The 24577-nt window shown below is 46.2% G+C and carries 16 protein-coding genes; 9 read left to right on the top strand and 7 right to left on the bottom strand.

The annotated features are described in order from the left end of the window. Positions 1-234: 234 nt before the first annotated feature. The 5 genes from ABIX36_RS10050 to ABIX36_RS10030 all read left to right on the top strand — a co-directional run bounded on the left by ABIX36_RS10050 (position 235) and on the right by ABIX36_RS10030 (position 6857). Positions 235-2679, top strand: a complete 2445-nt coding sequence (locus ABIX36_RS10050) for a TonB-dependent receptor (protein WP_348082035.1) — start codon at positions 235-237, stop codon at positions 2677-2679. Positions 2680-2683: 4 nt separating this feature from the next. Beyond that, a complete protein-coding gene (gene pnuC, locus ABIX36_RS10045; protein WP_348082034.1) occupies positions 2684-3304 on the top strand; it encodes a nicotinamide riboside transporter PnuC in 621 nt (206 codons plus the stop codon). A gap of 1 nt (position 3305) precedes the next feature. After that, entirely contained in the window at positions 3306-4394 is a 1089-nt protein-coding gene (locus ABIX36_RS10040) for an acyl-CoA dehydrogenase (RefSeq protein WP_348082033.1), read from the top strand. A gap of 89 nt (positions 4395-4483) precedes the next feature. Continuing rightward, entirely contained in the window at positions 4484-6151 is a 1668-nt protein-coding gene (gene pafA, locus ABIX36_RS10035; protein ID WP_348082032.1) for an alkaline phosphatase PafA, read from the top strand. 82 nt (positions 6152-6233) lie between these two features. Beyond that, complete coding sequence (locus ABIX36_RS10030; protein ID WP_348082031.1) at positions 6234-6857, top strand: thiamine phosphate synthase; 624 nt, start codon at positions 6234-6236, stop codon at positions 6855-6857. Positions 6858-6906: 49 nt separating this feature from the next. On the opposite strand, the gene murF is transcribed toward ABIX36_RS10030, so the two are convergent. From murF to recQ, 3 genes are read right to left on the bottom strand one after another with little or no spacing between them, the layout of a single operon-like run. Beyond that, complete coding sequence (gene murF / locus ABIX36_RS10025) at positions 6907-8232, bottom strand: UDP-N-acetylmuramoyl-tripeptide--D-alanyl-D-alanine ligase (protein WP_348082030.1); 1326 nt, start codon at positions 8230-8232, stop codon at positions 6907-6909. Between the two features lie 11 nt (positions 8233-8243). Next, on the bottom strand, positions 8244-8717 hold the full coding sequence (locus ABIX36_RS10020; RefSeq protein ID WP_348082029.1) for a DinB family protein: 474 nt from the start codon (positions 8715-8717) through the stop codon (positions 8244-8246). Next, positions 8714-10858 carry a DNA helicase RecQ gene (gene recQ / locus ABIX36_RS10015; RefSeq protein ID WP_348082028.1) on the bottom strand — a complete coding sequence of 715 codons (2145 nt, stop codon included), beginning with the start codon at positions 10856-10858 and terminating at the stop codon, positions 8714-8716. The genes ABIX36_RS10020 and recQ overlap by 4 nt, the downstream gene beginning before the upstream one ends. Before the next feature lie 205 nt (positions 10859-11063). Here recQ and ABIX36_RS10010 point away from each other — a divergent pair, with 205 nt between their 5' ends. Beyond that, the gene (locus ABIX36_RS10010; RefSeq protein WP_348082027.1) at positions 11064-13562 is read left to right on the top strand and encodes a M14 metallopeptidase family protein; all 2499 of its coding nucleotides are present in this window, start codon (positions 11064-11066) and stop codon (positions 13560-13562) included. A 152-nt stretch (positions 13563-13714) separates the two neighbouring features. On the opposite strand, the gene ABIX36_RS10005 is transcribed toward ABIX36_RS10010, so the two are convergent. The 4 genes from ABIX36_RS10005 to ABIX36_RS09990 form a co-directional block, all read right to left on the bottom strand. Then, positions 13715-16177 (bottom strand): outer membrane beta-barrel family protein, encoded by a 2463-nt coding sequence (locus ABIX36_RS10005; protein WP_348082026.1) that lies wholly within the window; start codon positions 16175-16177, stop codon positions 13715-13717. Between the two features lie 237 nt (positions 16178-16414). Then, a complete protein-coding gene (locus ABIX36_RS10000; RefSeq protein WP_348082025.1) occupies positions 16415-16624 on the bottom strand; it encodes a hypothetical protein in 210 nt (69 codons plus the stop codon). Then, positions 16624-18276 carry a PspC domain-containing protein gene (locus ABIX36_RS09995; protein ID WP_348082024.1) on the bottom strand — a complete coding sequence of 551 codons (1653 nt, stop codon included), beginning with the start codon at positions 18274-18276 and terminating at the stop codon, positions 16624-16626. The genes ABIX36_RS10000 and ABIX36_RS09995 overlap by 1 nt, the downstream gene beginning before the upstream one ends. Positions 18277-18300: 24 nt before the next feature. Further along, positions 18301-18636, bottom strand: a complete 336-nt coding sequence (locus tag ABIX36_RS09990; RefSeq protein ID WP_348082023.1) for a PadR family transcriptional regulator — start codon at positions 18634-18636, stop codon at positions 18301-18303. A gap of 185 nt (positions 18637-18821) precedes the next feature. Here ABIX36_RS09990 and ABIX36_RS09985 point away from each other — a divergent pair, with 185 nt between their 5' ends. From ABIX36_RS09985 to ABIX36_RS09975, 3 genes are all read left to right on the top strand, one after another. Beyond that, positions 18822-22052, top strand: a complete 3231-nt coding sequence (locus ABIX36_RS09985) for a SusC/RagA family TonB-linked outer membrane protein (protein ID WP_348082022.1) — start codon at positions 18822-18824, stop codon at positions 22050-22052. An 11-nt stretch (positions 22053-22063) separates the two neighbouring features. Next, complete coding sequence (locus ABIX36_RS09980) at positions 22064-23563, top strand: SusD/RagB family nutrient-binding outer membrane lipoprotein (RefSeq protein WP_348082021.1); 1500 nt, start codon at positions 22064-22066, stop codon at positions 23561-23563. Positions 23564-23624: 61 nt separating this feature from the next. After that, a complete protein-coding gene (locus ABIX36_RS09975) occupies positions 23625-24566 on the top strand; it encodes a DUF1735 domain-containing protein (RefSeq protein ID WP_348082020.1) in 942 nt (313 codons plus the stop codon). Positions 24567-24577 lie beyond the last annotated feature (11 nt).

The raw sequence follows: 24577 nt of genomic DNA, 5'->3' as shown, positions 1-24577 counted from the left end.
TTTTACCAAACTGAAAGACAGGCTGAGATCAAACCCATTGTTTTGTAAAGTCAAAAGTCAAAAGTCAAAAGTTAAAAGTTGCATGTCAGCTTTATACTTTCAGCTTTAAACTCTCAACTCCAAAAAACATGCACCTGATCCGGGTAATGCCGGCGTAGGGAGAGGTAACAAGTTAAGTGTACTGGCGCATTACCCTGGCGACAGATGGTTTAACTCATTTTTGTTCAACAAATTTTGAAAAATTTATTTACGGCGCTCTTCGCCCTGCTGTTGCCTGCATTGGCATCGGCCCAGTTTTCCATCAGCGGAAAGATCACCAACCAAGCCGGCGAGGCATTGCCTGGTGCAACCATTAGCATTGCCAACCCGGCTGTAAACACACAAGCCGATGTAAACGGCAACTACCGCCTGGGGAGTATCCCGGCAGGCAGTTACACCTTAAAAGCCACCTTTGTAGGCTATCAAACGTTTACCAAAACAATTACCTTAAGCGGCAACCAGTCGGTTAACTTTACCCTTACCGGCGGTGTTTTCAGTGCAGAAGAAGTGGTAATTACCGCCACCCGTGCGGGCCGGAATTCGCCAACGGCTTTTACCAATTTAAGTAAAAAAGACCTGGAAAAAACCAACTTTGGCCAGGACCTGCCTTATATGCTTAACCAAACGCCATCGGTAGTCATAACTTCAGATGCCGGCGCGGGCATCGGTTATACAGGCATCCGCATCCGCGGCAGCGATGCAAGCCGGGTAAACGTTACCATTAACGGCATCCCCTATAACGATTCGGAAAGCCAGGGCTCCTATTTTGTCGACCTGCCGGATATCACCTCATCCATTAACAACATCCAGGTGCAGCGTGGCGTAGGTACATCAACCAATGGCGCAGGCGCGTTCGGCGGTAGCATCAATATCCAAACTACTACCCGCCGCGATACGGGCTATGCCGATATCAACAACTCGGTAGGCTCTTACGGCTCGGTAAAAAACACCATAAACCTGGGGACGGGTTTACTGGGCGGCAAATTCAGCTTAGACGGACGCTTGTCCCGCATCAAATCTGATGGGTATATCGACAGGGCCTCTTCACAGCTGAAGTCGTTTTTTGTGAGCGGCGCATATTATGGGGCTACCAGCACCCTTCGGGCCAATATCTTCTCGGGTTACGAGCGTACCTACCAGGCATGGAATGGTATCCCCGATTATATCATCAGCGATGAAAGCCTGCCCAATCATCGCACTTATAACGAGCTGGGCCTGATGCCTGACGGTACTTATTATAAAGACCAGGTGGATGATTACGTGCAAAACCACTACCAGCTGTTGTACGATCAGAAATTATCTGATAAAGTTTCTTTTAGTGGTGCGCTGCACTATACCAAAGGCCAGGGTTATTATGAGGAATTTAAAACCAATGCCAAGGTGGCTGATTACGGCTTAACGCCGGTAGTTATTGGCGGTACAACCATCTCCAAAACAGACCTTGCCCGTCGCCGCTGGCTGGATAATGATTTTTATGGCGTTACCTATGCCTTAAAATACCTGCCGCAGGATAACCTCAACTTCACCCTCGGCGGTGCTTATAACCGCTATACCGGCGCGCATTTTGGCAATATCCTTTACACCAAACAAAGCGCAGGCATCCCGCCCAATTACGAATACTATCGCGATGATGCTAAAAAGAATGATTTTAACATCTTTGGCCGCGGCGAGTGGAAAACAGGTAATACCACCGTATTTGCAGATTTGCAATACCGCCGCATTTACTACTCTTTCTTAGGGTTCGACAGGAATTTGAATAATGTGCAGCAAAATGCTACGCTCAACTTCTTCAACCCCAAGGTGGGCGTTACTTATGAATTTGATGCGCAGAACAATATCTATGCTTCCTTTGCCGTGGGTAACCACGAGCCAAACCGGGATGATTACACCAACAGTACCCCCGCCAGCAGGCCCAAAGCAGAAAACCTGAAAGATTTTGAAGCGGGTTACCGCACCAGCACCGGCGTGTTTAAAGGGGGCATCAACCTGTTTTACATGCTGTACAAAAACCAGCTGATACTAACCGGCGCGTTAAATGATGTTGGCGCACAGATCCGTAATAACGTAAAGGATAGCTATCGTGCAGGTATCGAGCTGGACGGCCGCGTAAAAATTACCAAAGCGCTTAGCTGGGCTGCAACTGCAACCATCAGCACCAACAAGATCAAAAATTACGGCCAGTTTTTAAACAATTACGATGACGACACACAAGCATTTATCCTGCTGAAGAAAACAGACATTGCTTATTCGCCCTCATTTATCGCTTCCAGCGAGATCAGCCTTGTACCATTTAAGGGCGGCGAAATTGCATTTGTGAGCAAGTACATAAGCCGGCAGTTCCTGGATAATACATCCAATACCAACCCCGCAGGTTTCGTATCATCGGGCAGTAATGCTTTCGTAACAGACAGACTGCTGAAGAGTTATTTTGTAAGCGATGTAAGGCTGCGGTATAATTTCAGCATAAAGTCGGTTAAAAACATTGGGTTGGGGCTGCTGGTGAACAATATCTTCAGCAAAAAGTACGAGGCCAACGGCGCGACTTATCCAGATATTGAAGGCGGGCAGGTGGTCAACTATAACTACTATTTTCCGCAGGCCACGCGCAACTTCCTGGCATCTGTTAGCTTAAGTTTTTAAGCGGATGCAGAGCTGGATAGCCCTTTTTGTAGAACAACTAAAGGCTACAACCTGGCTGGAATGGCTCGCCGTAATATTAGGCGTTGCCGAAGTTCTGCTGGCGCGTGCCAATAAAGTGTGGCTATACCCAACCGGTATAGCCGCCACTTTAATCTCGCTTTACCTGTTGTTACAGGTAGCCTTATATGCCGAATTTTTGCTGAACGGTTATTACATAGTAATGAGTGTTTACGGCTGGTATCACTGGATAAAAAAGCGCGGACAGCCTGCTGTACAGGTAGCTTATGCCAACAAACGCGAATGGATAATTACCCTGCTCATAGTCTTTGCCGGCTGGGGCTTGCTGTATGTTTTATTGATAAACTTCACACAATCTACCGTGCCCGTTTGGGATGCCTGGGTATCTTCTACCGCCTGGGCGGGGATGTGGCTGCTGGCCCGGCGTAAAATAGAGAACTGGGTGCTGCTAAACATCAGTAACCTGTTTGCCATCCCATTACTTTATCATAAAAACCTGGTGATGTTCGCCGTGCTTACGCTCATCCTGTTCGTGGTGGCCATTTTTGGTTATTACGATTGGCGCAAGATCATTATTAAAGAACGCTTAACCCATTTTGCAAGCTGATATGGCAGAACATCCATCAACTCAACTGCTGCCGGGCTGGGTAGAAACTATTCGCAGCTATGCCGCGGAGGCAGAAAAACTGGGTAAGCTGCACCCGGAACAGCTGGAACTGATTTATCAGCAGCAATGGTTTAACCTGCTTACGCCTGCCGTTTATGGCGGATTACAAACGCCCTTGCCGCAACTGGTAGCAACCGAAGAAGCCCTGAGCTGGGCCGATGGCAGCCTGGGCTGGGTAGTAACGTTATGTTGCGGTGCAGGCTGGTTCGGCGGTTTTTTACAACCCGAGGTTGCCAAACGGGTTTATGCCGATACCGAAGCTTGTATTGCCGGAAGTGGCGCCGCCACGGGTACCGCTGCTATTACCGGCGATGGCTATATTATCGACGGCAGTTGGAAGTATGCCAGCGGCGTGCATCACGCAACTTATATCACGGTAAACTGCCTTATTACCAACGGCCGGGAGCCTGTGTTGGATGATGATGGCGCGCAGCTGATACTACCCTTTATACTCAACCGGGCCGATGTAAACCTCCTGCCCGGCTGGAAATATATGGGCATGGCAGCCACAGGCAGCGATGCCTATGAGGTGAATAACCTGTATGTGGATAAAAGCCGGTGTTTTAAAATTAATGCCGCCGCCGCGGTGATTGACTCGTTGCTATATACCTACCCGTTTTTGCAGCTGGCAGAGGCTACGCTCGCGGCCAACCTATCGGGCATGGCTGTTCATTTTATAGACCTTTGCGCGCCGGCATTCGCGTACAAGGCTACCAACATCCGCCGGGTAAACGAGGCGAATGTGGCGCTTATGGAGAGCGATCTTGTTACTGCCACCGCGCTGCTCAACCAAACGCGGCAAGCTTTTTTTGCTGCTGTGAATGCTTCCTGGCAGCAACCTACAGATCCGGATTTGTTAAAACAGGTTAGCCACACCAGCCGAATGCTGGCCAAAACGGCCCGCGAATGTGTGGACAAGCTTTATCCCTACTGCGGCTTGCTTGCTGCATCGCCAGACACAGAAATTAACCGCGTTTGGCGCGATCTGCATACTGCCAGCCAACATGCGCTGCTTACTTTTGGAAATTAACGCCACGTTAATTTGCGGTATTATAACATAAATATCACATTGGATATAAATTGCATTGCTGATATTTACCCCCTTAAAACATGTCGTCCATGAAAATTAAATTTCTGTTAACGCTTGCACTTGCTGCCACTATATTCAATTTATCGGCCCAAAGCAAAAAAGTGACAGCCATCTCCTCAGCCGTACCCCGACCAAAGCTGGTAGTAGGTATAGTGGTTGACCAAATGCGCTGGGATTATTTATACCGCTATTACGACCGTTACCAGGCGGGCGGTTTTAAAAGAATGCTTAACGAAGGTTTTACCTGCGAAAATACGCTTATCCCTTATATCCCAACGGTTACTGCTATAGGCCATTCAACGGTGTATACAGGTTCTGTTCCGTCTATCCACGGCATGGCCGGAAACGATTTTATTATACAGGCAACCGGTAAAGCGATGTATTGCACAGCCGATTCTACCGTAAATACCGTAGGCAGTACCTCTGCCGCGGGAAAAATGTCGCCACGTAATTTGCTGGCGACAACCATTACCGACGAACTGAAGCTGGCAACAAATTTCCGCTCGAAAGTGATTGGTATTGCTTTAAAAGACCGTGGCGGCATCCTCCCGGCAGGGCATGTGGCTAATGCGGCCTATTGGTTTGACGATGCCAGCGGCAGCTGGATAAGCAGCACCTTTTATATGAACGATCTGCCGGCCTGGGTAAAAACCTTCAACAGCCAAAAAAACGCCGAAAAATATTTAAACCAGGATTGGAACACGCTGTATCCTATTAACACCTACGTACAAAGCGCACCGGATAACAGCCCAAAATACGAGGGTAAATTTGGCGGCACCGATGCCCCTACCTTCCCTATCAAAACTTCGGTGTTATATAAAGGCAACGCGGGGATGATCCGCAGCACTCCCTACGGAAACTCTTTAACCCTTGATATGGCCAAAGCCGCCGTTGATAACGAGCAGCTGGGCAAAAACCCAGTAACCGATTTTTTAGCGGTGAGCCTTTCTTCAACAGACTATGTGGGGCACCAGTTTGGGCCGAACTCGGTAGAGGTAGAAGATACCTACCTGCGTTTGGATAATGACCTGAGCGCGTTTTTTACTTACCTTGACGCTAAAGTTGGTAAAGGTAACTACAGCGTATTTTTAACTGCCGACCATGGCGCGGCCCACAACCCGCAGTTTTTAATAGACCATAACATCCCCGCCGGTTATTGGGACGAAACAGCCGCGCGTACGCAGCTGAATAAATTATTAGAAGATAAATACAAGCAAAAAAACCTGGTTTTGGGGCTGAACAATTACCAGGTAAACTTTAACAACGCCTTGATCAACAAAGAATCCATCAGCGAAGAAGCCCTGAAGGCTGATTGCATTACTGCCTTGCAAAAACAGGCAGGTGTAGCTTACGCGGTTGATATGCAAAGGGCGCAAACGGCCAATATCCCGGAAGACCTGCGCACGCGGATCATCAACGGTTATAACGTAGAACGCAGTGGTGCCATCCAAATCATCCTGAAACCGGGCTGGTACGGCGGGCACGGCGGTACTGGTACTACCCACGGTACCTGGAACCCTTACGATGCACATATCCCGCTTGTATTTATGGGCTGGGGTATTAAACACGGCAGCCTGGTACGCGAAACGCACATGACTGATATTGCCGCTACACTTGCTGCCTTATTACATATACAAGCCCCAAGCGGTAATATAGGTGCGCCAATTGGCGAGGTGTTGAAATGGTTTAAAGATTAAACAATAAGAATGATGGGATTCCGGAAGAGCGACGTTTGCACGCGTTGATCTTTCGGAATTTCCTATTTATTGACTACATAAAATGAGAAAATACATCTCCAAGTTTCATTACCTTACGCAGGACCTGCCGCAACGTAGTCATGTAGAACAGGCGCAAATTGCTTGCGAGGCGGGGGCAAACTGGGTGCAGTATCGCTGCATGACCAAAACCGACGAGGAGATGATAGCCGAGATCCACCAGATCGCGTCTATTTGTGATGACTGGGGCGCAACGCTGATTCTTGCTAACCACTATCATCTGCTGGATAAGGTGGATGCACAGGGCGTACACATCGAGGATCTGGATGCCGACTTTGCCGCTATCCGCGAGGTTATAACTGATGAGAAAACCTTAGGTGCATCGGCCACAAACGCTGAGGCATTGCTACGGGTACAAAATTCGGGCGTGGTAGATTACTGCGGTTACGGCCCTTTTGCGCACACGGATACCAAGCCAAATAACAAGCCGCTTTTAGGTTACGAGGGCTATAGGGCATTAGCAAAACAGCCAATAGAGATCCCCGTAATTGCCGTTGGTGGCATACAACTAACGGATGTGGAACACCTATTAGCTACCGGTATTTACGGCATTGCCGTTTCGGCGGCCGTTAATTTATCTTTAGATCCCGGCGGAACGATAAAGGAACTTTACAGGAAGTTATATTAACCGTTATCCCGTTCCCCGTGTTGCCTGGAACTGGTTTTTAATGCCGTGACTAAAATAATCCTACTAAACGCTCCAGCGCCATTCCTCGCGAACCTTTTATCAATACGGTAGCATTGGTTATTGGATTGGCTTTTAGGCCAGACATGGCATCTTCTGCTGTTAAATAAAATGTGGTGTTTGCTTCTGTGCCGGACGAAGCAGCAGAAAAGTCCTTCCCTATAAAGATCCGTTCCTGCGCATCGGCTGCCATTGCTTTTTGCAAAACCAGGAGGTGTTCCGTGGCAGATTCGGGCCCCATTTCAAACATATCGCCTAAGATTAAAACCTTATGACTGCCCTGCATTTTGTCCATGTTTTCAATAGCTACGAACATACTGCTGGGGTTGGCGTTATAAAAATCGCAAATGAGCGTATTGGTTACGGTGCGTTGTATTTGTGATCGGTTGTTTTTTGGCTCGTAGCCCGCAATGCCCTCGCTGATTTCCTCGGGGGTTAGTCCGAATGTGGAGCCGATGCAGATCGCCACCAGTATATTATCCAGGTTGTAGGCGCCGGTTAAATGGGTAGGTACAGTATAGCTGCCGCCCTCTAAATTATCTGCCCATTCCAACACCAGCAATGGCGAACTATCCAGCAATTTCCCGCTGATGATATTGTTAGGGCCACCATTTTTACCGTAATAAATTACATTGCTTAGCCCGCGTTCTTCTTTCATGGCCATCAAAACCGCGTCATCGCTATTGATAAAGGCAACTGCTTTGTTTTCGGCCCGGCCCAAATAATCATACATCTCCCCTTTGCCTTTGCGTACACCTTCCACACCGCCAAAACCTTCCAAATGCGCCTTACCAACATTGGTAATAAGCCCGTGCGTAGGTTGCGCAATACTGCAAAGCAGCTTAATTTCTTTTTGATGATTCGCGCCCATTTCTATCACAGCCATTTCATGCGAGGCGTTAATTTTCAGAAGCGTAAGCGGCACACCGATGTGGTTATTCAGGTTTCCCTCTGTAGCGAGTGTATTAAAACGTTGAGATAATACCGCGTTGATGAGTTCCTTGGTAGTGGTTTTACCATTGGTGCCCGTAAGCCCGATAACCGGGATATCCAGCTGCCTGCGGTGATGGGCAGCGAGGTTTTGGAGGGCAGTTAAACCATCTTTTACCAAAATGTATTTTTCGCCGAGGGCATAGGCGGGGTTATCAATAATGGCGTACGCTGCACCGGTTTCTATTGCTTTTTCGGCAAAGGTGTTGGCATCAAATTTATCGCCTTTAAGGGCAAAGAAAAGGCTGCCTGGTGCAATTTTACGGGTATCGGTACTAATAGCTGGGTGTTGCAGGTAAAGCTGGTAAATATCCTCGATGGTTGCCATGGTAAACGGTGTTAGTCCCAGATATTGGGGCGGTCTATGTTTAAGGTTCTTAGGTAAGTTAATATATTGCCGGTGTGTACACTTTCGTGGTAAGCGATTCGCAGCAGGTAATCGCCCAGCTTGCGACGCTGGTTCCTATCCTCGCGGACGATGATAATATCCGATAACTCCTGTTCAGAATATTTTCTAAAATCCTCCAAAACAGCATCATGATGGGGTTGGGCAAAGGCAATTTCGTCGGCAATTGTTGTAAGTGGCCGTCCATCCCAGGGCGTTACAAACTCGCCCCCTTCCCAACCGTGGTTCTTCGCGATGATGTTGTAAATATAGTCACTACTCAATACATGGCGTATCATCTCAATGATCGACATCGCTTCAGCATCCGGGCGCCAATTGGCCGCCTCTGTGGGGATACCGGCCCATAGTATTAAACTGCGCCGGCGTACTTCTTCCAAATTTAAAATAATGAGCTCTATCGCTTTCATTGTTCTATCGTTTTCTGGTTCATCCAGGCAATTACCGCCCTTATTTCGCCGTAAGTATAATTATCTCCTAAAATTTCCTTTAATGGTGCCAGGCGCTCGTTGCCATATTTTTCAACGGCATCTTTTATTGCCGGTATCTTTTCTTCTTTAACAAAGGTAAGCACATCCAGTTCTCCGGTTTGCACAAAATTACTCAAATGCCCCTCTATGGTGGTTGGCGATAAGCCCCGCTCACGGGCAATTTCGGTAACCGATTGCCCCTGCCGGAAAAGCGCGAGGCTAACTTTAGCGGTATCAGGCACTTTTTCTTTTTTGGGCTTACGTTCGCGCTTCGCAGATTTTTGGCTGATGCGGGATGTTAATTCTTTAGGTGAGCAATATTCGGTCACCAAAGTTAAAAACTCCCGTCCATACCTGGCCAGTTTAATATCTCCAAAACCGGAGATCAGGCGTAGCTCATCCAGCTTTTGCGGCAGGTAGGTGGCAATTTCTAACAGGGTAGCATCCGAAAGAATGATATACGCCGGCAGGTTTTCCATCACGGCAATTTCCTGGCGTTTTTTGCGCAGGTTGTTGAGCAGTTCCGCTTCGAAATTTAACGGCGCGGTCTCTTTTTCGTCGGTAGTTTGAGAGGAAATGAGCTCTACTTTTTCCAATCCTTTCAACACTAATTCGCTTTTCGGGGTGAGCCGGAGCGAGGCGTAGGCGTCGTCGGTAGCTCGGAGGTAGCCCATGGCTATCAGTTCGCGCAGGTAGCGCTGCCAGTCGGCTTTGCTGATATCTGCGCCAGCGCCGTATGTTTTTAATAGCTTATGGTCGGCCCAGATCTTTTCGCTGCGTGATCCGCGAAGAAAATCGACAATGTAAGTTACGCCAAAGCGCTCCTTCACTCTCGCTACTGCGGATAGGGCCTTTTGGGCGATGAGCGTACCATCAAATTTCACAAACTCGCTGAGGCAAAAATCGCAAGAGCCGCAATTATCGGGGAAAGCCTCGTCAAAGTATTGCATTAAATACTGGCGCCGGCAGGCGTGCAACTGGCAATAGTTCACCATATCGTCCAGCTTTTTCAGCATAATGGCGCTTTGTTCGGGGTTATTCTCCACCGTCGCGAAGCCCTTTAGTTTCATGGCATCGCCGGGCGAGTAAAGCAGCAACGCGTCAGATGGCAGCCCGTCCCTGCCTGCGCGGCCGGTTTCCTGGTAATAGCCTTCTATGTTCTTGGGCAGATCCACATGCACCACGTAGCGCACGTTGGATTTATTAATGCCCATTCCGAATGCGATAGTGGCTACCATTATCTTCACATCATCCCGCAAAAAGGCTTCCTGGTTTTTGGCCTTCGTTTCGTTTGTTAAACCAGCGTGGTAAGCCTCGGCAGAGAAGCCCTCTTCCTTTAAATTCGCGGCAAGTGCTTCGGTTGATTTACGAGAAAGGCAATAGATAATACCCGATTCATTTTTCCGCTCATCCAAAAAGTTAATGAGCTGGTTAAAGCTGTTCTTTTTAGGATTAACGCGGTAGGTGATATTCTCGCGGTTAAAAGAGGAGATAAACACAGCGGGCTTGTGCAGGTTTAGTTTATCCAGGATATCTTTTTGGGTGAGCTTATCGGCTGTCGCGGTGAGCGCGATAACCGGCACATCCGGAAACTCATTCTTTAAGCCCGCCAACATCAGGTATTCGGGGCGGAAATCATGCCCCCATTGCGAGATGCAATGCGCCTCATCAATCGCTATTTGCACTACATGGAGTGTTTTCAGGAACTCCATTAAACGGGTATCCTTGCCGAAAAGACGCTCGGGGGCGATATATAATAGCCTAAGCTGATTATTTTTTAGTTGGACAGCGATATCCTTCTGCTCTTCCGGGTCCTGGCTGGAATTTAAAAACGCCGCCGGGATCCCGCTCAGGTTCAGGCTGTCAACCTGGTCTTTCATTAAGGCGATCAGCGGAGATATCACAACGGTTAATCCATTCAGCAATACGGCCGGCAACTGGTAGCAAAGCGATTTACCGCCACCCGTGGGCATCAGCACCATTACATCCTGCTTGTTTAAAACATGCTGTATAATAGCTTCCTGCGAATGCCTGAAATTGCTGTAACCAAAATATTGTTGAAGCGCTTGTAATGGGGTCATAGATGGTGCAAATGTGCAGATTTCAAATGTGCAGATTGTTTAGGCGGGTAAATTAAACATTTCAAAACCAAAATGCTAAAAATATTAGACTTTACGATGGTCAGCTGCGTAGTTTCTGTAACATTTATACAACTGAAAACCGTGTGCGGGCACAATTGCAAAAAAAAGTGCATATTAGCCATTGCATCACCCCAACATCAATATTATGATAAAAAGGTTACTCCTCGTTGTTATAGCTGTTGCATCTTTTTCAGCTGCTTTCGCCCAAAACATCCAATCGCCCGAACAATTTTTAGGCTACAAGCCCGGCGAGCAATTCACCCCGCATTACCGCATTGTGGAGTATTTCAGATACATTGCTACGGCATCAAAAAATGTAAAACTACAGCAATTTGGCACCACCAACGAGGGCCGGCCGCAATTGGCCATGTTCATCGCATCTGACGAGAACATTGGGCGTTTAGAAGACATCCGCCATAATAATCTAAAACTGGCCGGTATGGAAAGCGGTGCCGCCAACCTGCCCGATGCGCCTGTTGTTTTGTGGCTGAGCTATAACGTACACGGTAACGAGCCGGCATCGAGCGAGGCTGCTATGTGGACCTTGTTTGATTTGGTGGATCCGGCAAACAGCCGCACCAAAGCCTGGTTGAAAAACACGCTGGTAGTTATAGACCCATGCCTTAACCCCGATGGGCGCGACCGTTATGTAAACTTTTATAATTCAGTTAAAGCCGGTAAACCCGACCCAAGCCCAACCGCCCGCGAACACGCCGAACCATGGCCGGGCGGCAGGGTGAACCATTATTATTTTGATTTGAACCGCGATTGGGCGTGGCAGGAACAAAAAGAAACACAGAACCGCGTTGGCCTGTACAACCAGTGGCTGCCCGAAGTGCATGTAGATTACCACGAGCAAGGCGTTAACGCACCCTATTACTTTGCCCCTGCGGCAGAGCCGTACCACAAGGATATTACCCAATGGCAGCGCGATTTCCAGGTGACCATTGGCAAAAACAACGCTAAGGATTTTGATAAGAACGGCTGGATGTATTTCACCAAGCAGGTGTTCGATCTGTTGTACCCCTCTTACGGCGATACCTACCCGCTGTACAACGGCTCTATCGGCATGACCTACGAGCAGGGCGGCATCAGTGGTGGCCTCGCGGTGGTTACCCGCAGCGGCGATACCTTAACGCTGGTTCAGCGTGTGGCGCACCACCATTCTACCAGTATCAGCACTATCGAAACCGCTTCAACTCATTCAGCCAAATTGCTTACGGAGTTTAAAAAATTCTTTGATAACAGTAAAGCCAACCCGCCGGGGCCGTACAAAACATACGTTATAAAAAACGATAATAATGAAAAGGTAGATAAGCTGGCCAAATTGCTGGCACGCAACGGCATACAGTATGGTTATGGCCTGGCGGCAAAAAGCATTACCGGGTTTGATTATTTCAGCGGTAAAACCGAGACCTATAATGTAGATGCCAACGACCTGGTGATAAACGCCTACCAGCCCAAAGCGGTATTGCTTAACGTGCTGATGGAGCCAACCACTTTTATTGCAGATTCGGCCACGTATGATATCACCGCATGGGCATTGCCTTACGCTTTCGGCCTGCGCGCTTATGGCTTAAAGGAATCGCTTAAGCCGGCCACTGCCAGCTGGAATGTGGCTAAGCCGCAGGTTTTACAAAATACACATGCTTACGCTTACGTATCGGCCTGGCAGTCGGTAGCTGATGTGCGGTTCTTAGCCGCCCTGATGAATAAAGGCATCAAAGCCCGCTATTCGGAATTGCCTTTCGAGATTGCGGGTAAAAAATTCCTGGCCGGGTCGCTGCTGGTTACCAAAGCCGGTAATGACAGGGCCGATTTTGACCAGGTAGTTACGCAAACGGCTGCGGAACTGGGCCACGAGCTTACCCCGATATCCACCGGTTTTATGGATAAAGGTAACGATATCGGCTCGAGCGAGGTTCGTTTTATTAAGCAGCCACGGGTGGTGCTCATGACTGGCGACGGCGTAAACTCCGAAGCAATGGGCGAAGTGTGGCACTTGTTTGAGCAGCAGATAGGTTACCCGATCACTCTCATCAGGTATCAGGATCTTGGCCGTACCAAGTTGTCCGACTTCGATGTCGCTATTTTCCCCGATGGCCGTTACGATGGTTTCCCTTCAGAAAAACTGCAGGCCTGGGTGCGCGATGGCGGAAGGCTTATCGCCATGGAGAACGCGGTGTCATTATTAGCTGATAAAAAGGATTTTGGCATTAAGCATAAAGAAGATAAAAAGGATGATAAGAAGGATAAAGCGCCCGAGGTAAAAGTTTACGCGAACCGCGAGCGCGATGCCATATCATCTGGTATCCCGGGCGCTATATTTAAGCTGAGTTTGGATAATACCCATCCGCTGGGCTTTGGTATGCCAAACTATTACTACACCTTAAAAATGAACGACGATATTTATGAGCCGCTTGGCGATGATGGCTGGAACGTAGGTACTGTGAAAAAAGACGCTTATGTATCGGGCTTTGCTGGTGCTCAATCCAAACAAAAAATAGCCAATGGCATGTTGCTTGGTGTACAAAGAATGGGCCGCGGCGCTGTTATTTACATGGCCGACGATCCATTGTTCCGCAGTTTCTGGGAAAATGGCAAGCTCATGTTCAGCAACGCCGTATTTATGGTGGGGCAGTAGCGATTAGAAGCGAGAAATCAAGACGCAAGAAACAAGAGATAAGAGTCAAGAAACAAGATAAAGCAACAAAAAGCCCGGATGATTTAAACCATCCGGGCTTTCTTATGTCCTGATCTCTTGTGTCTTGACTCCTGTATCTTAACTCTCCTTTTTTAGTTCCCGCTCTTCACCCTATTCTTTTCATCATCCGCGCCGGTTTGGTGCTGGCGTGCTTTTATTTTGCTGTTACCAAAATTATAGGTAAAGGTAAGGCGGGCAACGCGGGTATCATTCTTTTGCCTTACATCAAGGTTTACGTTTTGGTAGCGGCTGCTTACGTTGTTCCTGCGGGTGTTAAATATATCGCTTACGGCAAATTTAAGGTTCATTTTTTTGTCGTAGAACGAGTGGCTCACACCTGCATCTACCGAGTATTGCGGTTTGATGTTAAAGATACCGAAGGCCAGTGCTGAAGTGTAATTTCCTGATAACTCTGCTTTGTAGCCTTTGGCAACCAAAAATGTTTGTGTTGTACGGATCACATAGGTTGCCTTGCCCGAATTTAAGGTAGCGCCCAACAGCGAATCGGATTTAAACTGCTGGTAAAAGCCGGTAAAGTTTACGTTACCTGTCCACCATTTCGCTATGGTGTAGGGCGAGTTGATATTGATGTTGTAGGAGTTTTGCCTGTTAAGGTTTAAATTGGTTTGATATGTTGCCTTAGTTAAGGTATCGGTTAATATAATTTGCGTGCTTACATCGTTTGTTTGGCTGTAGCCAAGCGTTACGTTAATGGTTTTATTATAGGTGTAGCTTAGCTCGTATGAGTTGGTGTATTGCGGTTTCAGGAAAGGGTTACCCTGCTCGTAAGTATACTGGTCCAGGTAAAAACGGAAAGGGTTTAGCTGGTCGTAACCCGGGCGATCGATGCGGCGGCTATAGTTCAGGCCCACTTCGTGCTTGTCAGAAAACGAGTGATTAACAAACAAGCTTGGGAAGAAATCAAGGTAGCGGCGTTTTACCACCTGGCTTTTGGTTACCAAATCGCCCATTGATGAAGTACGCTCGGCACGTAAACCGGCCTGTACCGATGTTTTAGCCCATGTTTTGCTTAAATTTAGGTAGGCTGCGCTTATTTTTTCGTCGTAAACAAACCTGTTTGTGCGGCTGGTATCGTTAATAAAAGTGCTGCCGCTGTTTATTTGCGCTTGCAGATCGTTATCGGTTTTTACCGAACTGAACTTAACGCCGGTCTCAAACTTTACGCTTTTTGTTATCGGCAGGGTGTAATCTGCTTTTTGGGTATATATAGTTATAGTAGAAGGGGTTTGGTTGCGGATAAACAACGGCGACATTTGCGATGCTCCTGCCTGGGTAAAGAAATAAGTATCGTATTGCGCGGTAGAGTTGTTATGGAAAATGGAGTAATCCAGGTCCACGCTCAATTGCTGTCCGTTAGTGTCTATCTCCAGCTTGTCGTTAAGGTTTGCTGCAAAGTTGCGGTAGGTTTGCTTGATGTTTGATGTTGTGGTTTGATACGAGTCGTTAGCAGACGGAGTAAGGCCCAGGTTGGTTACCGATCTGTTGGGGTTGTTGTATTCGTTGGTGTAATCTCCATTGATGACAAAACCAAGGGTGTTTTTTGATGAGGTATTGTAGTCGGCACCAAAACGGTAGTTATTGTAGTGCACCTGCGAACGCAGTTCGGTGCGTTGTTTAAAGTAGGTGCTGGTTGCAGCGCTATCCACCACGCGGTCGATATTTAAGATGTTAAGCCTGTTGGCGTCGCCGCGGCTGATGGTTCCAAAAAGGTTTAGGTTGCCCTGTTTGTGGTTGATAGTAAGGCTGGTGTTGTCCCTAAAACGTTTGCCCTGTACCACGCCCAGGCTAAGGTTGCCGTTGGTGCCAGTTTGCTTGTTCTTTTTTAACTTAATGTTGATAATACCCGAATTACCCGATGCATCGTACTTGGCAGATGGATTGGTGATGATCTCGATGGATTGTATAGTAGAGGCATCCATCGATTTCAGCATAATGGTAAGCTGCGCTGCCGACATGTAGGTGAGCTTATCGTTTATCATTACCGTAACGCCCTGTTTGCCTTTCAGGCTGATGTTATCATCTTTATCAATGGTAACGCCGGGCGCGCGTTCCAAAACCTCGAGGGCGGAATTGCCGGCGGCTAAAACACTGTTCTCAATGTTCATCACAGTGCGGTCGGCCTTGCGCTCAATTAGCGGCCTCGACGATACGATGTTAACCGTTTGCAGGCTCTTGCTACCCGGCTGCATTTTTATTGCCGGCACATTTACGGTTAATTGCTCCCCGCTCACCTGTATAGCCTGGCTAACGCTTTTTTGATAGCCCACGGTGGTAGCCGAAACAATATAAGTTCCGGGTGTAATGCGGTCGAAAAGGTAGGTGCCGGCATCGGTACTTAGGGTTCCTTTTACTACTGATGAATCTTTGGCGCGCAGTAAGGTTACCGTTGCAAAATCCATAGGCTTGCCTTGCTCGTTCAATAAATAACCAGAGATGGTTACGGCTTGCGAAGCGTTGTTTTTTGGCTGGGCAGTTGCCGTGCCCGCCAACGCGATAAATAGGAGTGTATATATATAGTGTATGATAGTTTTCATAGTTTGGAAAATTTGGGCAATAAAAGTCCCCTGAAGGTTGCCCTTCAATTTTTTTAGTACCCCGTTAAAATGATTAGTGTTTAGTAGTGTGCTATCAAATAATAGCCGGTTTTGGTGTGTAGTTTATATGGTGGATGTTCTGCATAGTGATTGTTTTAAATTTACCGCTACCATTAGCAGCAATATGTTTTGTTTATAGGTAAGATGCAGAAACAGGGGCCAAGGTTACATATTATTTTAACTTTTTAGTGCGGGGAACAGTGCCTCTGCAATTTGGCTGGTGATAGGCGGGAATACATCTGCCGGCTTTACAGGCTGGCGTTTAGGTGTTTGAATGGCCTTTTTAACGGGCATAGCTATCGCTGTTTGTAGGTTTTTTAAACGGCAAACAGGTAATATAAGCCCGCTGAATACCAGCAGGCTTATATACTTAATTATGAGTTTCATTATTCTCCGGTTTGGGTGCTATCCACTGGGATAGCTGTTTTTTTAGGTTGGGGAAGCACCAGGGTATCTACCTTGCATTGCAAGCCGTTTTCGGTCATGATAAACTTGGCGGACGATGCTCCTTCCTGTTTGTTGATTTCTTTACAATCGTAAATGCTTACGCCTCTCACAAACCTGTCGAGGTTTTGATCGATGACCAGTTTGGAATTCATTGGTATTTTTAAGGTAAGATGCAGCTCCTGCGCACGCCAGAATTTATCTTCCTGTTTCTCCATGCGGCGGTTGAATTTTAGCACATTACCCACTTGCTGAAACTGGTAGCTGATACCCCGCGCGTTTGATAAGGCGTCTTCGTAATTGCGGCCACGCGCGCTGAACGATTCCACAAGCACCGGTTGCGATACATCACTTTTTTCGATGTAGATATCGATGTTTTTATTCGGCATATCCATGTTGTTATCATCATCGTCATCCAGGATAACACGGCCATCAAACTTGTCTTTTATTTGCAGGCGCACGCTATCCTCGCGGCTCAGGAACTTGATGTCGTTTAGTTTTAAATAGTAAGTACTATCGGCCTGTGGTTTGATGCTGATGCTTTGGCTAAAGCTGGCACCTTCTCTGAAGTTGGCACCGGCTTTTGCTGTGTAATATATAACTATACTAATTGCTACTACCCAAACCATTAACAATGCTGACCCGGTTGTGCGGCCAATAGTGCTGCTTTTAAATACGGCATTAATTGTAACCAGTATAATTGCCAGCAAAGGCATAGCCAGCGTAAGAAACCCGCAAATAAGAAACATGGTATTTGCTTCCTGATTTACGATGTTGAAAGGGAACACATGGGTTAATGCAGTGTTTCCGTACACGGTGAACATAATGATGGTAATAACAAGCCCTATCATGGCGGCAAAGCAAGCTAACAAAACAGCAATAGCGACAAGTTTAAATACCAGCTTTGAGGCACCACCTATAAAGGCACCGAAGTGACCAAATACGTCGCCGGCAAAATCGCGGGTTTTGTAGGCAAGGGGTTTGGCTTCATGCCTTAGGGTATTTAGGTTACCTTTTACGTTGCTTAGCTCTTCTTCAAAGTTCAGCTTAAAACCATGAAGATCCAGCTTTTGGCCTTTCATGGCCATCCTGTCGGCGCGGGTAACGGCCTTTGGCACAACTATCCACAGTATGATATACAAAAGGAAGCCAATACCGCCGCCGGCACACAAGAGTAGAAACCCAAGCCTTACCCAAATAGCGTTAATATCAAAGTAGTTTGATATGCCCGCAGCAACGCCGCCTACCAGGTGGTCATCCGCATCACGGAACAATCTGCGGTTCTCTGTGGTGTAAGTGTAGGCATGGCCGGGTCTTTCACCGTTTTCTTCGGCTTCAAAATCCTCTACCGAACCCATTTGCCCAACAACAGCATTTACATCCTGCGCAACAACAACCTGTTTGCCCTCGCGGGCTAAAATTTCGGTAAACATTTCTGCTATGCGGTTTTCAATATCGGTGGTGATCTCCAGGCTGTCGGCCGAGTTCATAAAATGACGCGTTACGGCGGTCATATACGTTTTAAGTATTTCGTAGGCATCCTCTTCTATATGGAAAACGGTGCCGTTTATGTTGATGATAATAGTCTTATTCATGATGATGGTGATAGTTAAGGGTAATTAGTTGTTTCTGTCGCCAATTGCGGTTTGTACGGCAAAGGCCAATTCCTTCCAGGTGGTGTCGAGCTGCTCTAAAACCTTACGGCCTTCATCGCTCAGCACGTAATACTTGCGTGGCGGCCCCGAGGTGGATTCTACCCAGTTGTAGGCGAGCAGGCCATTGTTCTTCAATCGGGTTAAAAGGGGGTATAGCGTACCCTCAACAACAAGCAGCCGGGCTTTTTTTAATTCAGCAATTATGTCTGAAGCATAAATCTCGCCCTTTGCTATAACGGAAAGGATGCAATACTCCAGTATGCCTTTCCTCATTTGGGTTTGTGTGTTCTCAACAATCATAATGCAAAGATATATGTTTAGGAATGTATTATGCAATACATAGTACTGTATTTTTTTACGTTTTTTTTATTTTTTAACTTATTTTAACAAAACGTGTGTTTTTTTTAGAAATTATTTGATTTATTGATCGCGTAACACTACTTTTATGATTAATTAACTATTAACTGATCTTATTATTAACAAACATGAAAAAACTTCTACTAGTAAGTTTGTGTTTCCTGATGTTATGCATAACACAGGTATATGCACAAAATCGTACAGTTTCCGGTACGGTTGTGGCCAAAGATGATGGTCTGCCCGTTCCAGGAGCAACGGTGAAAGTAAAAGGTACAACAATTGGTACCCAAACTACTACAACCGGAAAGTTCACACTGAGTGTTCCAGCCGGAGCTACTCTCCAGGTATCATTCTTAGGGTACACCACCCAAGACGTTAAAGTTGGCGCAAGCGACGTTGTAAACGTTACGCTTGAAGCTGCTTTCAGCCAGTTGGGCGAGGTTATCGTTACAGGTGGTATGGGTGTTAAAAGAGCTCAAAAAGAGCTTGGTTACGCCACAACCCGTGTAACAGGTAAAGAGATAAACGCAACCAACGTTACCAACTTTGCAAATGGTTTAACAGCTAAGGTAGCTGGTTTGGCCGTTCAAACTGTTGATAACAGTATTGACCCTAACTTACGTATCACCCTGCGTGGTAACCGTTCGTTATCAGGTAACAACACCGCGCTGATAGTTGTGGATGGTGTGCCTATCCCGGGTGGTTCTATTTCGTCTATCAACCCTGATGATATACAAGAAACTCAGATACTGAAAGGTGCCGGTGCTGCCGCTATCTACGGTTCGGAGGCATCAAACGGTGCTATCATCATCACGACCAAACGTGGTACCAACGATGGTAAACCAATTATCACTTATGGTAACTCTTTCCAGTTTAAAACGGTAGGTTTCTTCCCTGAGTTGCAACGTATGTACGGGCCTTACGGTGGTGAGCCGGCTCCATACGTAGACCCGATTACAGGTTTCTCTCGTTACACAGAGTATGAAAACCAGTTATACGGGCCTGCTTTTGATGGCAGCGAAGTAACAGTTGGCTACCCTGCGGGCGGCCCTACTGCAACTGTAGCGCAAGGTAATGACCCTAACAATGGTTTCCCTACATTGAAAGTAAAGTACTCTGCTTTAGCGCAAAACCCTATCACTTCCTTCTTTAACAGGGGTATTGTTGAGCAAAACCAGGTAGCTTTTCAACAAGGCGATGCTAAAAACTCATTCTACTTTTCTGCACAAAACGTTATAGACAAAGGTGTTGTTCCAAAAGATAAAAACACCCGTACATCTGTGAGCGTGAGGGGTGCCCGTACTATTGGTATATTCAAAGCTGATTACTCGGTTTCTTATACCCGTACAGACATCAGCACTTACGGTGTAGGTTATAATGGCGCGTTGTTATTCACATCTGTTTTGCAATGGCCGGCATTTTTGGATATCAAACAATTTCAGGATTCAAACAACGGTACATTTTCTAACCCAAGCGATTTCTACGATGCTTACGCTATCAACCCTTACTGGATCACTGATAACGCAAGAAGCAACAGGCAGAAGGACGTTTTCTTATCTAACTTGAAACTGAGCTTAACACCAACTAAATGGTTAGATATAGCTTACAACGTTTCGCAAAACTTTGGTAACTACAAACAACGCGATACCAGGTCACAGGTAAACTTTAGCCCATACTCCATCAGCGATCCATACGGAGCAGGTAGCGTACAGTCTGGTTTCCCTTCAGGTATTGTTCAGGGCCAGGTGTTCGATCTTAACTTGTATGGCGATGGGTCTAACGGAATAAACCCATATTCAAGGTTACAGGGTGATGCAACCGTTAACCTGCACTACAACTTCTTTAAAGATTTTAAAACAAGCTTATTATTAGGTAATACTATTTACCAACGGAGCTTAAACTTTATCCAGGCTGGTAGCAATAACTTGCTCATTAAAGATTTCTACAACATTAACACCATATCTGGTTTCGCTTCAGGAGCAACAGGTTTATCAAAAATACGCCAGATAGCTTACTTTGCTGATTTGAACATTGGCTATAAAGATTACTTGTTCTTGGAAGGAACTTTAAGAAACGACAACGATTCTCGTTTACCTAAAGTTAACCGTTCTTTCTGGTACCCATCTGCCAAAGTTTCATTTGTACCAACAGAAGCTCTTTCTTTCTTAAAAGGAAGCAAGGTATTAAACTATGCTAAGTTCTACTTGTCATTAAGCCGTGTGGGTAACATCTCTGTTGGTCCATATAGCATTTTTAACAACGTAGGCGTAACCGGTGGTTTCCCTTACGGTTCGTTGGGTGGCTTAAGCTTGGGTACTACCAACTTCAGCCCGACATTAAAACCAGAAATTATATCTGAAATTGAAACAGGTACGGAGCTTTCGTTCTTCGATAGCCGCTTAAACATTAGGGCTACTTACTACAAACAAAACAGTAAGAACCAAACCTTAAGCGTACGTACCTCGGGTGCTACTGGTTTCAACACGGCAGTACTTAACGCTGGTGAAATTCAATCAAGCGGTGAGGAGTTTGAAGTACGTGGTATTTTATTATCAAACCCTAAAGGTTTCGGATGGGATATCGGTACCAACTTCTCTATCAACGATTCGAAAGTAATATCTCTGATCCCTGGTATCAACCAGCTTGATTTAGGTGGTGGTATCACTGCAGTTGTTGGCCAGCCGCTCCCTGTGTACAAAGGTACCGATATGAACCGCGACCCTAACGGTAACGTAATTGTTAGCGCTACTACAGGTTTACCATCGTTAAACCCAACACAAGTAAACTTTGGCCGTACTACTCCTAAATACATCTGGGGTATTACCAACAACTTCTCTTACAAATTTATCAGCCTTGGTGCAACTGCAGAATACCGCGGTGGGTTTATCATCAATAACCAGATAGGTAGCACACTAAACTTTGCCGGTTCGTCGTTGATCTCTACCCTGGCCGGCCGTCAAAGGTTCGTATACCCGGGTTCTGTTATCAACACAGGTACTGCTGCAGCGCCTGTTTACACGCCTAATACCAACATTACCGTGCAAGATGGTAACTACGGTTTCTGGCAAAGCTCTGCGTACAACAGCACCAACCAGCCACGTGTTTCAAGCGCAGCTTTCTGGAAATTACGCGAAGTTAACCTTAACTTCAACCTAACACAATTTGTTAAAAACACACGTTACATTAAAGGCTTAAATCTGTCGTTCACAGGTCGTAACCTTTTCTTATGGAAACCAAAGAACAACCCATGGAGCGATCCTGAGTTTAGCGATACCGCAGGTAACGCGGTTGGTGTAACAAGTGCTAACCAGGTTCCGGGCCAGAGAATTTATGGTGCCGATCTTAAAGTAACATTTTAACTATTACAGAAATGAAAAAGAAAATATTATTCATAGCAGCTCTTTTTGCAACGGGTGTTATAACAAGTTGTAAAAAAGACTTCCTTAGCCTGGAGGTAAACCCTAATACGCCTTCGGTTACTACGCCGCAATTTGCCTTAGCGGGTGCCTTAAAGGTAGCAGCAGACATACCTAACAATAACTACAACACATTCGGTATGTGGGTAGGTTATGTTGCGCCAAGCGGTAACTTTGTGCCGAGCCCTGCTTTGCAGCAGTACCAGTTTACTACAGATAACTTCCAGGTATTTACTCCGTTGTATCAAAATGCAACCAACTTTGATAACCTGGAGAAAATTTCTGGTGATGCTGCAAACGCGAAATTTAAAGCCATTGCCAAAATAATGAAAGCATATGACTTTCAGCAACTGGTAGATCTTTACAATAACGTGCCTTACACCCAGGCTTTCAACGCCTCTGTTTACCTTTTCCCTAAGTATGATAAGGGAGATGCAATTTATGCAGATCTTGTTGTACAACTGGTAGCTGCTAAAGCACTTATTGATGGTAATGCAAGCGCAACCGACCCTGGCATAAACGATATTGTTTACGGTGGTGATATGAACAAATGGAAGAAGTTTGCAAACACTTTGCTGCTTCGCTTGGCTTTACGCCAAAGTAAAGCTAGTTTAAACGGTGGTACGGCAAAAGCGGCTCTTCCTGCTATCACGGGTCCAGCAGACCTTGCAAGCAATTATATTACGCTTGATTCTGAATCAGGGATTGCAAATCCGGGTTACACAGGTGGTGGTTTCGAAGGCCAGCAAAGCCCTTTCTGGAACAACTTTGGGTTCGATTTAACCGGCAACCCTAAAGGTGCTTCTGCATCGGTACGTGCAAATGCATTTGCTGTTGAGCTTTTGCGTTCTTACAACGACCCAAGGCTTGCCCGGGAATATGCCGTAGCAGGTACTACAGGTACACAAAGAGGTATAACCTTTGGCGATCCTAACGCACCGGCAAACGCGCTTACAAGCACATTTGGCCCGGGCTTGTTAAAAGCTGCAAACATGGGTGCCGTTTTATTGTCAACTTCAGAATCCTTGTTTTTACAAGCTGAGGCTGTTAACCGAAACTGGATTACATTAGGAGATGTAGTTGCTAAAGACCTTTACACAAAGGGTGTGCAATCATCATTTGTAGCGTTAGGTTTAACTGCAACACAAGCAACCACTTATTTAACCCAGGCACAGCAAAACATTTCCTGGAATGATTCACCGGATAAAATTCAGGCTATCATTACACAGAAATATTTTTCTTTGAATGGTTATGCTTTCTTTGAAGCATGGAACGAGTTTAAACGTACTGGTTTCCCTGTAGGCGTTCCGCGTTCAATTGACCCTAAAGCCATAGGCACCGGTATCCCTAACAGGATATTCTACCCAACAACAGAGTACCAGCAAAATGCTGATGCTGTTGGTGCAGAAGGTACTATTGATCCATTTACTTCAAAAATATTCTGGCAACCATAAGCAATGCCGGTTCGTAATAACGATAATGCTACAATAGTATATAATATTAAAAAAGATTAAGATGAAACAGACATTAAAAAGAAACTTTTCCATGCTGCTGGGCCTTACGGCGATACTGGGCTTTAGCTCTTGCCTTAAGGATAGCCGTTATGTGGATTTTGCCGCGGTAGGCACTACCGTAGAGATCCCGTTGAGCGGTAGGACAGCCGTTAATGCGTTAACGGAAGCTACTGATGCTATCACTCGCCAATTCGCAGTTAACGTAGCTTCGCCAAAGCCGCTGTCAACTGACCTGACTATTACTGTAGGTTATGATGCTGCAGCGCTTGCGGCTTACAATACCTTTCAAACTGCGGTTACTTTTGAGCCATTCCCTCCAGGTTCTTATGTTATTGATAAACCAACAGTGGTGGTGCCAGCCGGCACGCGTACACAGGTTATAACAGTAACGTTTGATAGAACTAAGTTAGATCCATCAAAAAGCTATTTGTTGCCAATTAGCATCTTGGATGCGCAAGGCCAAACATTAAACGCGAACTACCACACCAAATATTACTCGGTAATTGGTAATGATTTTGCTGGAGTTTACACATATGAATACAGAAGGTTCCAAAATGGAACTGGCCCTGGTGCTGGTGCAATACCATCATTAGGTCAAGGTAGCGCTCCGGATATTACAAATGCTGCTGGCTCAACTACTGTTTTAACTCCGGTTACACCAACTGAGTTTAAAATGGAAACTGGTTATAACGGCCAACACGTAATGTACGATGTAACCTTCAAAAGAACCGTAACAGGTAGTGTTATCACCTACACTAACTGGGCAGTTAAATTCCTTCCCGCAGATTTACAGAAATGGACTGACGCTGGTATTAGCAACATGGTGCCGCCGAAGTTTACTATTCCGCCTCCTGTAAATAACTCATCTCCTAAAATATTTGAGTTAAACTATGTGTCTGGCGGCGCGTCTGGCAGGTATATAGATGATACTTATAAAAAATAGTAGATATTTAT

The organism is Mucilaginibacter sp. (assembly GCF_039925265.1).
In the GTDB taxonomy this organism is placed as follows: Bacteria; Bacteroidota; Bacteroidia; order Sphingobacteriales; family Sphingobacteriaceae; genus Mucilaginibacter.
This window is presented reverse-complemented; position numbering and strand designations above follow the sequence as displayed.